10 protein-coding genes are annotated in these 13,667 nt (G+C 41.8%); 7 read left to right on the top strand and 3 right to left on the bottom strand.

Translation table 11 applies throughout. The annotated features are described in order from the left end of the window. Positions 1-73 precede the first annotated feature (73 nt). The 3 genes from ABDW02_RS16210 to ABDW02_RS16200 all read left to right on the top strand — a co-directional run bounded on the left by ABDW02_RS16210 (position 74) and on the right by ABDW02_RS16200 (position 4,238). Complete coding sequence (locus ABDW02_RS16210) at positions 74-2,410, top strand: OmpA family protein (protein WP_343636350.1); 2,337 nt, start codon at positions 74-76, stop codon at positions 2,408-2,410. A 230-nt stretch (positions 2,411-2,640) separates the two neighbouring features. Further along, positions 2,641-3,495: a 3'-5' exonuclease gene (locus tag ABDW02_RS16205; protein WP_343636348.1), complete on the top strand. Its 855-nt coding sequence runs from the start codon at positions 2,641-2,643 to the stop codon at positions 3,493-3,495. A gap of 131 nt (positions 3,496-3,626) precedes the next feature. Continuing rightward, a complete protein-coding gene (locus tag ABDW02_RS16200) occupies positions 3,627-4,238 on the top strand; it encodes a fumarylacetoacetate hydrolase family protein (protein WP_343636346.1) in 612 nt (203 codons plus the stop codon). A gap of 53 nt (positions 4,239-4,291) precedes the next feature. Here ABDW02_RS16200 and ABDW02_RS16195 read toward each other — a convergent pair whose 3' ends face one another. Continuing rightward, positions 4,292-5,617, bottom strand: a complete 1,326-nt coding sequence (locus ABDW02_RS16195) for an amino acid permease (RefSeq protein ID WP_343636344.1) — start codon at positions 5,615-5,617, stop codon at positions 4,292-4,294. Between the two features lie 583 nt (positions 5,618-6,200). Here ABDW02_RS16195 and ABDW02_RS16190 point away from each other — a divergent pair. The 4 genes from ABDW02_RS16190 (at position 6,201) to ABDW02_RS16175 (ending at position 10,857) form a co-directional block, all read left to right on the top strand. Then, positions 6,201-7,082, top strand: coding sequence for a T9SS type A sorting domain-containing protein (locus ABDW02_RS16190; RefSeq protein ID WP_343636342.1), 882 nt, complete (start codon positions 6,201-6,203; stop codon positions 7,080-7,082). Positions 7,083-7,345: 263 nt separating this feature from the next. Next, positions 7,346-8,158: an oxidoreductase gene (locus ABDW02_RS16185; protein ID WP_343636340.1), complete on the top strand. Its 813-nt coding sequence runs from the start codon at positions 7,346-7,348 to the stop codon at positions 8,156-8,158. 81 nt (positions 8,159-8,239) lie between these two features. Next, positions 8,240-8,806: a Crp/Fnr family transcriptional regulator gene (locus tag ABDW02_RS16180; protein WP_343636338.1), complete on the top strand. Its 567-nt coding sequence runs from the start codon at positions 8,240-8,242 to the stop codon at positions 8,804-8,806. An 881-nt stretch (positions 8,807-9,687) separates the two neighbouring features. Next, the gene (locus tag ABDW02_RS16175; protein ID WP_343636336.1) at positions 9,688-10,857 is read left to right on the top strand and encodes a YCF48-related protein; all 1,170 of its coding nucleotides are present in this window, start codon (positions 9,688-9,690) and stop codon (positions 10,855-10,857) included. Positions 10,858-11,684: 827 nt separating this feature from the next. On the opposite strand, the gene ABDW02_RS16170 is transcribed toward ABDW02_RS16175, so the two are convergent. After that, positions 11,685-12,164, bottom strand: a complete 480-nt coding sequence (locus ABDW02_RS16170; RefSeq protein WP_343636334.1) for a hypothetical protein — start codon at positions 12,162-12,164, stop codon at positions 11,685-11,687. Between the two features lie 425 nt (positions 12,165-12,589). Beyond that, positions 12,590-13,561 carry a hypothetical protein gene (locus tag ABDW02_RS16165; RefSeq protein ID WP_343636332.1) on the bottom strand — a complete coding sequence of 324 codons (972 nt, stop codon included), beginning with the start codon at positions 13,559-13,561 and terminating at the stop codon, positions 12,590-12,592. Positions 13,562-13,667 lie beyond the last annotated feature (106 nt).

Genomic DNA, 13,667 nt, shown 5'->3' with positions numbered 1-13,667 from the left:
TAAAAAATAAAATGATCGTAAGACCCACCAACTTAAACTGAAAGAGGTGGGTCTTTCTTAATTTATAGAGCACATGAAATTACTGCAATCTACTATTTTACTTATGCTTTTGTGTCCATTGATTTCCTTCGGACAATACGACACTAAAAAAGTAATGGAAATGATCAATAGCGGGTCCGAATCCGAATTGGTGATGGAAAGTGCGATCATGATCCAGGAAGGATACTACTACCAGGCCGGGATGATCGTAGACAAGTTATTGGAATTTCAACCGACCAGTTCGAACTACAATTACCGCCGCGGGTTTATCTACCTGGAAATGTCATCTGATTTTGTAAAAGCAATGCCATACCTGGAAAGAGCGGTGGTGAAAACGGACAAAAAATACGATCCGTTCAACACCAAGGAAACAGCTGCACCCATCGATGCTTATTTTGAAATGGGAAAATGCTACCACATGGCAGGAAATATCGATAAAGCAGAAGAATATTACAACAAGTTCATCGCTTCTTCCATTACGAAATCGAACAATATTTTCTTTGCGAAACTGTACCTGGAACAATGTAAAGTAGCCCGTGCAGAAATGCAAAATCCGAAAAACGTGTACCTGAAGAATATGGGAACTTCCATTAACACGGCAAATCCCGAATATTCACCGGTTATTTCCCTGGATGGTTCTGCCTTGTATTATACCTCCCGCAGAAGATGGCCCACCGGAGCGTCCGACAAAGGGTTGGACCCGAGAAACAACCTGTACCCGGAAGATATTTACGTGTCTTACCGCGATTTCGATTCTACATGGATGGACCCTATCAGACTGGAATTCTGTGATTCCCTGCAAAATGAGGCAACACTGGCAGTAAGCCCCGATGAGCGTCGCGTATACGTGTACCAGGATACCAAAGGGAACGGAGATATTTTTTACTCGGATTTCTCTACCAATAAATTCCAGCTGGTGACTCACCTGGACGATAAGCGAATCAATACGAATGATTGGGAAACTCACGCAACCGTTACTCCCGACGGGCAACGCATGTATTTCGTATCCAACCGCAAAGGTGGTTTCGGTGGAAGAGATATTTACTACTGTATCAAACAAAAAGACGGTACCTGGGGTGAACCTGTGAATGCAGGACCGAACATCAACGGACCGATGGATGAAGAATCTCCATTCGTTTCCATTGACAACAGCACGCTTTACTTTTCCAGCAACGGAAATAAAAGTATGGGATGGTTCGACATTTTCATGTCCACAGCTGACGGAAAAGGAAACTGGGGACCTGCAATGAACCTAGGTGCTCCTATCAACTCCACGTGCGACGATTTGTTCTATACAACAACCGTTGACGGGTTGACCGGATACATGACTTCTGTTCGTATAGAAGGAAAAGGAGAAAAAGATATCTACGAAATCAAGAACAACTACTTAGGAGTTAAGAACATTGCCGTATTGAACGGAAAAATCAACGTAATCGGAAACAAGCCATTGCCGGAAGATGTTTCTGTAACCTTGAGATGCCTGAACTGCGAGAATCCTTACGACCGCAAATTATTCCCACGTGTACGTGACGGTGTATTCATGAATTCACTGGAGCCATGTAAAGAATACGACCTGACATTCTCTTATGAGAAAGACGGGAAGAAAAACTTCTACAACGAGAAATTCAAAACAGAATGTAACAAAGAATACTCCGAAGTTTACCGCGAATTCTGGCTGGATCTTGACAAGCAGATGATGGTGAAGCCTTACTATATAGTAGGAACGATTACGGATAGCAAGACCAACCAGAAATTATCGGATGTTGCCGTTACTTTGATCAACAAAAAGACCGGAGAGAAACTGTTCGGATCTTACACGAAAGGCGGTAATTACAAAACAGATACGATCGGAGGAATGAAGAAAGGTGACAACGTGGAATTTGCTTTAACACTGGAAAAAGCAGGATACGTGACCATGACTTATGATGCTCCGGTACTGCTGGGCGACAATTCCGAGATCCGCATTGACCGCTCACTGGCGAAAAACGAAGTGGGAACGGATATCGGCCTGGATGTAAACCCGATCTATTTCGACTACAGAAAATGGGATATCCGTCCGGATGCAGCGAAGGAACTGGATAAGATCGTGAAGATCATGAAGGCAAACCCGGGAATCAAGATCGAATTGGGTTCACACACGGATAGCCGCGGTACGGATGAATACAACATGAAGTTGTCCGATCAGCGTGCGAAAGCTTCTGCCCGCTACATTGTTTCGAAAGGAATTGCGGCCAACCGGATTACCGGGAAAGGATATGGTGAAAGCAAGTTGAAGGTATCCGATGAGACGATCAACAGCATGCCGGCTAAAGAAGAGCAGGAAAAAGCGCATCAGCTGAACCGTAGAACCGAGTTTATTATTGTGAAGTAAACAACACAAAACACATACGAACGCCGACCCCATAGGTCGGCGTTTTTGTTTCCCGCAGATAACGCAGATAGCGCAGATTTTAATTTGTTGGAGTTACTAACAGGGGGAACGTTTTTAACGTTATTTTTTACATAATATCGTAATTAGCATCATCCATGGTAGAAAAACATTAGGTATCAGGTGTCAAGTTCCCTACATTTTCGCCATCTTTGGGTATAACTTTTTGCATTATGAATTTATCACTCACCCGGAATTTTGTTATGTTGGACCTGGAAACCACCGGGCTGGATGTGGCAAAGGACCGGATCATTGAAATTGCTTTAATTAAACTTACTCCCAACGGCGAACAGAGTGAATATTACAAACGCATCAACCCCACTATTCCGATTAGCAAAGAATCTGCTGAAATTACCGGGATTACCGATGAAATGGTTGCCGGAGAACCTACGTTTGCCCAATTGGCAGACGAAATTGCTGCTTTTATCGGTGATGCCGACCTGGGAGGATACAATTCCAACAAATTCGACATTCCTGTCCTGGCGGAAGAGTTCCTGCGTATTAACCATCCGTTTAAAGTAAACGACCGCCGGTTTATCGATGTTCAGAATATCTTCCACAAAATGGAACAGCGCACATTGGCAGCTGCCTACCAGTTTTACTGCCAGGAATCGATGGAGAATGCACACAATGCTTTGTACGATACCAAGGTGACACTGGACGTTTTTAAAGCACAATTGGAGCGTTATCCGGACCTGGCGAATACCATTCCCGAGTTATCCGATTTCTCGCGCCAGGGAAACCAGGAATGGCATGATTTCGCGGGAAGACTGGCAAAAACGAAAAACGGCCAGGTTTGCTACAATTTTGGAAAGCACAAAGGGAAAACGGTTGAAGAAGTTGCTGAATCGGAGCCGGGGTATTTCGGCTGGATGATGGATGCCGACTTTCCACTGTTTACCAAGCAGTTATTGCGCGAAGAAATGGAACGCATCAAGCAGAAACGCCGGGAGAAACGCGAAGGAGAAAACCCCAATATGAGTATGGAAGACAAGCTGGCGGCGCTGCAAAATAAGTTCAAAAAGTAGAAAAGTTCAAAAGGTTCAAACGAGTTCCAAAAGTTTAAGGGTTCAATTTGAACATTTGAACATTTGAACATTTGAACATTTGAACATTTGAACATTTGAACATTTGAACATTTGAACATAAAAATTAAGAAATGAAAATCATCTGCATAGGGCGTAATTACGCTGATCACGCCAAAGAATTGAATAACCCGCTTCCTGCGGAGCCTGTTTTCTTTCTAAAACCGGATACGGCATACCTGCCGGCAGGAAACGACTTCTACATCCCGGATTTTACGAAGGATTTGCATTACGAATGCGAAGTCGTGGTTAAGATCAAAAAAGTGGGAAAAAACATCCAGGAGAAATTTGCCTCGACTTATTACGACGAGATCTCCCTGGGAATTGACTTTACGGCTCGTGACCTGCAGGAACAATGCAAAGCGAAAAGCCTCCCGTGGGAAAAAGCAAAAGCATTCGACAACAGCGCACCGATGGGAACGCATTTCGTTCCTGTTGCTTCCCTGGATTTGAACGACCTGCATTTTACCCTGAAAAAGAACGGAGAACCTGTTCAAAAAGGGCATACAGCGGATATGATCTTTTCAATCGATAAAATCATTGCATTCGTTTCACAATACATAACGCTTAAAACCGGCGACCTGATCTTTACAGGAACACCTGCGGGAGTTGGGCCGGTGGCGATCGGAGATCATTTGGAAGGATTTATCGGCGAAGAAAAATTGCTGGATTTAAAAATCAAGTAGGGGCGGAAAATTTCCGCCCCTACCCATTTAATATTATTCGGAATCCGGCATTCTCAATTCTGAAAAGGCCATTCCGAGTTCCTTTTCGCTTTCACGAAATAAACGATCGTTCCGAGGCTGATTACGCCCAATCCTGCCAGGATCATTTGCCAGCCGGTAGAAAGCAGGATTCCTACCCACAGAATGATTGCCAGGATTGCCGGGACCGGGAATAAAGGCATTTTCCAGGGAAAGAATGCTTTTCCGTGTTTTCTATGGAGTAAGATCAACCCAATGGATTGCCCGATGAACTGGATGAGGATGCGCATGGCTAAAATAGCACTGATGACATCGCTGAGCCGGAACAGCAAACTGAAAAGAAACCCGAGTCCACCCAGGAAGAGCAGGGAAATATGCGGGAATTGTTTCGTTGGGTGCAATTTTGCAAAGACTTTGAAGAATGAACCGTCGGCAGCGGCTGCATAGGGAATCCGGCTGTAACCGAGCGTAGCTGAGAATAAGGACGCAAAGGCAACCCACAAAATGAGGCAAGTAACCACAACAGCCGCTGTACTTCCCATCAAACGCTCCATAAACAAACTGATGACGAATTCACTGTCTTTGGCTTCCTTCCATGGAACAACGCTCGTTACACTGATATTCATAGCTAGGTAAAGCACTGAAATTCCCGCAATGGACAGGAACATACTTCGCGGAATGTTGCGTGTGGGATTTTTGATCTCGCTTCCCAGGTGGCAGGCATTGTAATAGCCCAAATAGCTATAAACCGTTTTCACGCTGGCAAAGCCCATTGCTGATATGAATGCATAGTTGACTGTCAACCCATCGTTCATGTGGGTGACCGGGCCGAAAAAGTTCCCGTGTGAAATTCCTCCGGCAACGATCCAAAGGATGGTAATGATTACCCCGAACCACAGAAAGACGCTGATCTTCCCGATTGTTTCGATTTTGCGGTAGAGCATCAATACGATCAGGATCACTACTCCCCCGCTCACCATTTTCGAGGTGTATTCATTTAAGGGAACGAGGTAGGAGAAATAGGCTGCAAAACCGATGGCTGCCGAAGCAATGACGAGCGGAGCCTGTATCATGGTTTGCCAAACAAAGAGGAAACTCATGAGTCCCCCGGCTTTATTGGGTCCGTAAGCTTCTTTGAGAAAATTATACGACCCTCCGGCTTTCGGAAACGCTGCGCCAAGTTCACTCCAGACCATCGCATCTACAAACGATAAAAGCGCCCCGGCAAGCCAGGCGTACAAAAAGTACTGCCCGTTCATCATGGTAATGATCATCGGCAGGGTGATAAACGGCCCGATACCGACCATATCGATCATGTTTATAGCAGTAGCTTGTCCAAGTCCTAATCGTCTTTCCAACATAGTTATTCAAAATTACGAATTACGGATGATGAATTGCGAATGACGGATCGGATTTTAGAAGGCTCGCCGTTTTTTGTACCGTAAATGAACGGATGCAGGTAGTTTATTCGAGGTAACTACTCTACCGGATCAGTTTAAATGCTCATTAATGAGAAATACACTCACCGGGAGAGAAGTTTGTTTTTTAGCCGTAAAAACATCCTTTTTTGAACCCTTACGTACCATTTGTGCAAGCTGCTTACAGCCCAAACGATGGCATCAATCCCTTATTGTTGCACGGTTTCAGAGGAATGAGGTGAATTTGTTAAGAATAACGTGATTTGTTAAAGATATCATGTTTTGATACTATATCCATACTTGACCCGTACTTGATCCGTACTTGACCCATACATCACCCCGATCGGACCCCATTTTGACGATAACAAGAGCATTCCTTCGTTACATTTTTGTAACAAATGGTCTTGAATCAATTGTTTTATTACTGCATTCCGGAAATTCAACATTTATCCCGTCAATTTCATAGCAATAATCGGTGCCTGTATCCATAGCTTTGATTTTATCAGTTAAACTTAAAATGATCGTTATGAAAAAACTAATTTATTTAATTGCAGTAGTTATACTTCCTTTATTTGCAGCTGCACAATTACAGAATATGGACTTTGAAAATTGGGAAAACCCCATACCTTCCAATCAAAATAAACCGGTCGGATGGATTTGGACGAATACCTTATTGATAGAACCCAATTTTACGTTTTATTATCCCCCGGTTGAGGATGCTCAATCCAATGATTATGCTTTAAAGCTTAGTGTGTGGTACAATTACACGAAGGATGCCGCTATCCAAACTGCGCCGATTAATTACAGACCTGCTTCTCTTAAAGGTTTTTATAGGTATGAAGATAACGTTATCTTCGGGGAAACAGAGACTCCGCTGAGAGATACAGCCAAGATAAGTGTCTATCTGACTAAATTCAATACTACCACCCAGAGTAATGATACCGTTGGATCTGGCTGGCTAAATATCGGTGATAGCGTCAGTGTTTATACTGAATTTACAGTGGATATCGAATACATTCGTCCCGAAATGCCGGATAATATTACTGTTATTCTTGACCCGTCTCTTGTGAGAAGGTATCCGGACAGGCTTTATTCTATTCTTGGTAGTGGTTTGACTTCTTTTTTCACGGTTGATAATCTTTCGCTTGTAGGTGAAAGTACTGCAGGCATAACGGAGATCCAGTCAAAGAACAGCATCGGTATTTTCCCGAACCCGGCACAGGACATTATCTGGTTTGAAGCGACCGGCGGACAGTTTACAATTTTTGATCTGACAGGAAAACAAGTGAAAGAGATAGCATCCGGCAACATGGATTTTATTGATGTGAGTGATCTGAATAAAGGGTTTTATTTTCTGAGGATTACTAACAAGGATCACATGCTACAGGAAAAATTTGAGAAATGGTGAGCAAGAAAAACCACTTAGCGTAAAGAAGTAAAAATAAGGAAGTGAGAGCTTTCCTTATTTTTTGTTCGGTTCTGCAGCTCCGAAAAATACGGATAGACATCTGTCTATTAGCCCAGTGGTGATAAGCGTTTCGGGAACATATGCGGCTGAAAATCCATTCCCCAAACCTCCGGCTATAATTTCCGGTTTCTTTTTGCCAAATGGCAAATTTCTTCGTTTTTTCCCGAAATACCTTTGCTGTGTTCAATTAAAAATTCTGAAAGATGAAAAAGACGGTATTGATAACGGGAGCGTCAGCAGGAATCGGGAAAGCGACGGCTATCCACCTTGCTCAAAACGGTTACAAAGTATATGGCGCAGCAAGAAGGCTGGAGAAAATGGACGAACTGAAAGGTTTCGGTATCATCCCGCTTTCACTGGATGTTACGGATGATGCAAGTATTACAACCTGTGTGAATCGCATACAGGACGAAGCAGGAACTATTGATGTTTTGGTGAATTGTGCAGGGTTAGGTTCTTACGGTGCTTTGGAAGATGTTCCGATGGCGGAAGCGCGCAATCAGCTGGAAATTAATTTGTTTGCAGCGGCGCGTTTGATCCAGCTGGTACTTCCGGGAATGCGCAAAAAGAAATCCGGGAAGATCGTGAATATTTCGTCTATCGGCGGAAAGGTTGGCATGCCGATGGGAAGCTGGTACCATGCGAGCAAGTTTGCCATTGAAGGCTTGAGCGACTGCCTTCGCAATGAAGTAAAGCCATTCGGGATCGATGTAATTGTGATTGAACCCGGAGGAACCAGGTCGGAAATGAAGGGTTTAGGTGCTCTAGACCTGATGCGGGTTTCAGGAAACACTGTTTACGGGAAATTGGCTTCAGGAATGGCAAAGATATACGGGGAAATGGAGAAAAACGATTCGGATCCGTTGGTTATTGCAAAGCTTATCCGCACCGGGATTGAGGCAAAAAATCCAAAAACGCGTTATATTGGAGGAAAAATGGCGAAACCGATGTTGTTTATGCGAAAAATGTTGTCGGATAAATTATTTGACCGCATGCTGATGAGGCAGATGAAATGATACGGCAAAAACCAGGAATAAATGAAACCGCGCAAAGAGAATAGGGACGCAAAGTTTTCTAAGCGGTTAAGCGAAAAAGACATGGAAACTCTTATAAACTATATCTTACAATTCGGGCAGTTGAACCAGCAGCAAATTGACCTGGTGAAGAGTAAAGCGGTTTTGAAGACACTCAAAAAGGAGGAATATTACCAGGAAGCGGGGAAAATTCCGCGTGAGATTATCTTCCTGACAAAGGGGATCCTGCGAGTGAGTTATTACGACAACAAGGGGAATGACATCACGAAGTATTTCATGGATGAGAACCGTTTTGTGGCTGATATCAACTGTTACAACCAGGGCATTCCCTCCACGGAATACGTGCAGGCTGTTACGGATTGTGAATACCTGTCATTTTCGAAAAGCGCCATGGACGAATTATCGTTGACTATTATCGGCTGGGATGCGATCGTTTCCAAAATTACGGCCAAGGGGCTGGCTGATAAATTAAACCGCATTAGTGCTATGATGATCGAGGATGGAACGGAACGCTACCTGCATTTCCTGGAGCTTTTTCCGGGGCTGGCAAACCGGATTCCGTTGTCTCAATTGGCTTCGTATCTGGGAATTACGCAGTCGTCGCTGAGCAGGATCAGGCGGAATATTTAGAAGTTGGATAAAAAAGATGAACCACAGAGGGATATGTTTTTTTGTGTTGGTGCTTCAAGGAGGTGATTTGTTGTTTCGCTCTGCTCTCAGTTTTTTTACCACAAGGACGCGAAGACATAGCAGATCAGCCGCGGCTGACCGCTATATCTTTCAGAACACGAAGGGATTGAAGTTGCCGGTGTTTCAGCGGAGTGATTTTAGTTTCGCTGCGCTCTCGGTTTTTTTTAAACCACATAGGGTACATAGAGCACATAGTTTTTGTGTTAGTTTTTCAAACAAGACGAGTTGTTGTTTCGCTCTGCTCTCAGTTTTTTTACCACAAGGACGCGAAGACATAGCAGATCAGCCGCGGCTGACCGCTATATCTTTCAGAACACGAAGAGATTGAAGTTGCTGGTGTTTCAGCGGAGTGATTTTAGTTTCGCTGCGCTCGCGTTTTTTAACCACATAGGGCACATAGAGCACATAGTTTTTGTGTTAGTTTTTCAAACAAGACGAGTTGTTGTTTCGCTCTGCTCTCAGTTTTTTTTACCACAAAGGGCGCGAAGACATAGCAGATCAGCCGCGGCTGACCGCTATATCTTTCAGAACACGAAGGGATTGAAGTTGCCGGTGTTTCAGCGGAGTGATTTTAGTTTCGCTACGCTCGCGTTTTTTAACCACACAGGGCACATAGGGCACATAGTTTTTTGTTATTAGTTTTTCAAACAAGACGAGTTATTGTTTCGCTTTGCCCCCGGTTTTTTAAATATGGTTACAGGACGCTTGAGCTTGTATACAGGTTAAAGACTTGTTAAATAACCTCTTGACTCATTCCTGCCCGGTTAAATCGTTATATTTGGGCCTAACCGGAACAAACCGGCTAACATCAACTATCTAATATGAAACAATTTTTACTTAGCGGCATGCTCTTCGGCGCATGTTTATCTGCAAACGCACAATGGAATACGATTACTTCCTCCGCGACTGACAAATTACATGCTATTCATTTTTTTGATGCCAATAACGGGATTTGTTCAGGCTACTCACCGCAGCAGGGAACGGTTAACGGCGGTACAAGCTGGACCAATATGTCTATAGGAGGAGCGAACGATTACAGTTTTGCGAGTTCCACAGTTGGCTATGCAGCCGGATCGGCAGGAAATTCTATGAGAAAAACAACTAATGCCGGTGTTTCCTGGACTTCTATCACTCCCCCAACCTCCAATTCCCTTTGGGCGGTTTACGCGGTTGATGCAAACGTTGCCTATTTTGTAGGTACCGGTGGTGTGCTCTGGAAGACGGCCAATGGTGGTACCAGCGTATCCGTATTGAATTCAGGGACAACAGACCAGTTAACCGATATCGTGTTTACCAGTGCCACCAACGGACTTCTTGTAACGCAAACCGGTTATATCAAACGCACTACGAACGGAGGTTCAAGCTGGACAACAGTCTATGATGCAGCATCAGGAGTATCTTTGAGCGAAATGCACTTTACAGATGCAATGACCGGTTATGTTTGCGGATCGAAAGGAACCATTGTTAAAACAACCGACGGTGGAGCAAACTGGACGGAATTGAACAGCGGCAGTACTACTGCTGTTTTCCAGGGAATTCACTTTTTTGATGCAAACCATGGAATTACGGTAGGTTTAGCCGGTACGATGTCGTTTACCACAGACGGAGGAGCAAACTGGTGTTTTCAAACCATTTCAGCCAATCATTTACGGGATGTGCGTATGCTAACAGCAACCGGTGCGATTGTAACCGGAGAAAGCGGTACGATCTTAAAAAACACGAATATTGCCTGCACGCTTGGCCTCAATGATGAGTTGACAGAAGAGACGGTAATTTCTCCGAATCCTTTTAACGACCAATTGACAATCACGGCGAAAGACCTGGAACAGGTTACTCTTTACAATGCTTCGGGCCAAGCGGTATCCGTACCTGTACAATCCGTTCAAGACGGGTCATTGACTTTCAATTGTTCCGAGGTTCCCGCGGGAATTTATATGGCCGTTATAGAAACAGCACACGGAGTTACGCAAAGAAAGGTTGTGAAGCTTTGATTATAAACTACAAAAAGAGGGTAAGAAACCGAACTTTTAGAGGATATTGATATCTGCTTAAGGATTACCCTTTCACACTCAATCCTAACACCCACACTGAAAAGAAAAAGAGTTCAGAGCGAGTTTGAGTGTGAGAGAAGAGGGAAAAAGCGAATTACTGCTGCAATTCGCTTTTTCTTTTTTGTACATCGGTACGGAAAGTTATCAAACTTTTGGGAGATCTATTGTTTATTTAATCAATTTAAATTCTTTATCATCGCATAAAGTATTCGCGATAGTTCATCTGCTCTTTTCAAAAATGAATCAAATATGTCCTTGTCAATGGAACCGGAATCATGAAGAATGTCGAAAATAGCCGCGCATTCAAAAACAGAACCTCGTGAAACAATGAAAAAGTTACGTCTGTCTGGTTTTGAAAATCGACCGGAACCTTCCGCAATATTTAGAGCGATACTAAACGAAGCTCTTGTTAATTGATCTTTTATTGTTTTATCCGGGTTAATTGAGTGAATCAATTGCTTTGATTCCAGGTGAAATACCTTCGCTTTTCTTATAAGCCTCCAAGTTCTGAAATTCAAACATAGTAGTGAAATGTAGTTGTTACTTGAATGTACGGATTCTTTTTCAGAACTACAATTCAAAATCATCATTCTCTCAGCCGCGGCTGATTGTTTCTCATTCTCAAAATAAAGGCTGAGACAGAATGAGTATGAGAACGAGAATGAAGACAAAAAATAAAAGGCCAAGAAGAAAACTTCTCAGCCTTTATTTTTTGGTACATCGGGCCGGAAAGAAATCGAACTTTCTTGAAGATTTAAATGCCTGTATCATTTGATCGAATATTTTAGAATGTCTAAAATGTCCATTATTCGCCAGAATAAGAACAAGACGATCCCTAAAAAGAATAGAACTAACATCCACATATAAGCTTTTTCACTTTTAATAACTTTGGCTCGGATTTGAACATTTAACTGTTCGATCTGAGCTTTTTTATATCCTTCTGGTGGTGTTGAATCATGAAACCATTTTTCAACTAAACCAGCGTTAATATCGCGTTGGTGCATATCATATTGCAACAACTTAAATTGGGTTAGAATCCATTTGATAGCATAAGCAATTGAAATTAGCCACGCTACTACTGCAAATAACAGCATGATATGATTTCCATAAATATGGTTCAAATCAATGGTATTTGAGACAGTAAAACCAATTGCCGCCACATTTAGCCCCATTAAGTAATAGACAAATTTTTCCTGTCTTTCCCTAAAAGTTTTTATTGTATCATTTTCAATTGTTGAATCACTCATGGTCTCCATTTTTTGACCTTAAATAAGATGAATCTGAACTTTCGTATTATCAATTGATTTAGGTATCAATTAATAATTATTTCTGTACTCTTTCAACAAATTAAACACATCAATGTCGCCGATACGTGTAAACATATTCTCTCCTTTTTTGCGACAGTATATTACACTTCCATTAAAGTGATCATTATGTTCCGGGAAAAAGTTAATAAATGATTCTAAATTATACCTACTTACAAGAGGATGGGACAACCCGGTAATTAGATACGTTCCAGATTCATTAGTTGTTATTCCTTCCTTTACTGACTGTATGGTTATGTCTAGATCAAGTTCTTCCTTTATCTTACTTTTAAAATCTTTCATACTCTTGGTAGATTTAGTAAATAGTATATGATTGTCTTTTCTCAATATTCGTTTTATCATTTATCCTACTCTTCGACATCAAATCTGAGAATTTCAATTAACCTAGCCCTGGTTTTAGTTTTTTTTGCTTGGCCCGTTACGGTAATATTTAATTTCATTTTGTGAGCTTCAATAGCTCTTTTATACTGGTCACTATTCAAATTGGCAGCTACTATCATTGGCATGTCTTCGAAAATACATGCGAAAGTTACCCCATTATGACCACCGTCAGGATCTTTCGATTTTAATGCAGTGATTGTCCCTGTAAAAGTGTATATACCAATATCAAAAGTGTGTGATTCTATAGCAGATACAAATTGATTTAACTTATATAACTTAGCGCCGGTGATTTCCTGGTTTACTATTACTTGGCTATTATCGATACTGTGAAACGAAAAATCAATGTTCTTTAAATTGGCCTTTTTATAAAAGGTTTCAATGTCCTTTAGCAATTTGATATTCAGCTTATCCTCATTCTCAATAAGATATTCGTCTGTAACATTCACGTCTCCTTCTAAAATGTTTTGTTGCACAAATGAAAGAACCTCAGAAAGTTTATTATTTATCTCTTTTGAGTAAACCTGCCCTCGTTCAAACAATTCGCCATCTTTAATAAGTTCTTCCGATGGTAATTGAATTTTCGCAACGAAGCTTCCCTTTTCAGTTTGCATAAAACTGCATAGGTTCAAATATCTTGCAACCTCTTCCGGAATCCTGGTTGAGGTAACACTTCGATCAATGACAAAACTAGCTGTATCACTTAAAATTGTTCGTATTCTCTCAATTAGTTCCTCGAATCTATTGAGTGAAATATTCCCTTCTGATGTATTATCGTCATAAACCCGTACCTTAAGAACTGTATTTTGTTTTTGAAAAATTACATTTAAATCATCGAGTGTAAGAGTATAAAAGTCACCAATTATATTTAGAATGTTATTCAAAAAAAGATCAGAATCTATTTTATTAAAATTGTTAGGAATTTTCAATTGAAATTCCATAGGAAAGTTAAATTCCGTAGGCGGTTTCAATATGGTAAATGAATCATTACTTTGGCTTACACTCCATGACCGATTTACTAGAAATTGTACTATATTTTGACTGATA

The sequence above is a fragment of the Fluviicola sp. genome (assembly GCF_039596395.1).
Taxonomy (GTDB): Bacteria; Bacteroidota; Bacteroidia; order Flavobacteriales_D; family Crocinitomicaceae; genus Fluviicola.
The sequence above is the reverse complement of the archived record's forward strand: the minus strand, read 5'-3'. Positions and strand labels throughout refer to the sequence as shown.

Bases quoted from the DNA above. Each gene is read 5' to 3' on its own strand.
- ABDW02_RS16205 (WP_343636348.1), top strand. From the start codon at position 2,641: ATGAATTTATCACTCACCCGGAATTTTGTTATGTTGGACCTGGAAACC.
- ABDW02_RS16200 (WP_343636346.1), top strand. From the start codon at position 3,627: ATGAAAATCATCTGCATAGGGCGTAATTACGCTGATCACGCCAAAGAA.
- ABDW02_RS16180 (WP_343636338.1), top strand. From the start codon at position 8,240: ATGGAAACTCTTATAAACTATATCTTACAATTCGGGCAGTTGAACCAG.
- ABDW02_RS16210 (WP_343636350.1), top strand. From the start codon at position 74: ATGAAATTACTGCAATCTACTATTTTACTTATGCTTTTGTGTCCATTG.
- ABDW02_RS16175 (WP_343636336.1), top strand. From the start codon at position 9,688: ATGAAACAATTTTTACTTAGCGGCATGCTCTTCGGCGCATGTTTATCT.
- ABDW02_RS16190 (WP_343636342.1), top strand. From the start codon at position 6,201: ATGAAAAAACTAATTTATTTAATTGCAGTAGTTATACTTCCTTTATTT.
- ABDW02_RS16185 (WP_343636340.1), top strand. From the start codon at position 7,346: ATGAAAAAGACGGTATTGATAACGGGAGCGTCAGCAGGAATCGGGAAA.
- ABDW02_RS16170 (WP_343636334.1), bottom strand. From the start codon at position 12,164: ATGAGTGATTCAACAATTGAAAATGATACAATAAAAACTTTTAGGGAA.
- ABDW02_RS16195 (WP_343636344.1), bottom strand. From the start codon at position 5,617: ATGTTGGAAAGACGATTAGGACTTGGACAAGCTACTGCTATAAACATG.
- ABDW02_RS16165 (WP_343636332.1), bottom strand. From the start codon at position 13,561: ATGGAATTTCAATTGAAAATTCCTAACAATTTTAATAAAATAGATTCT.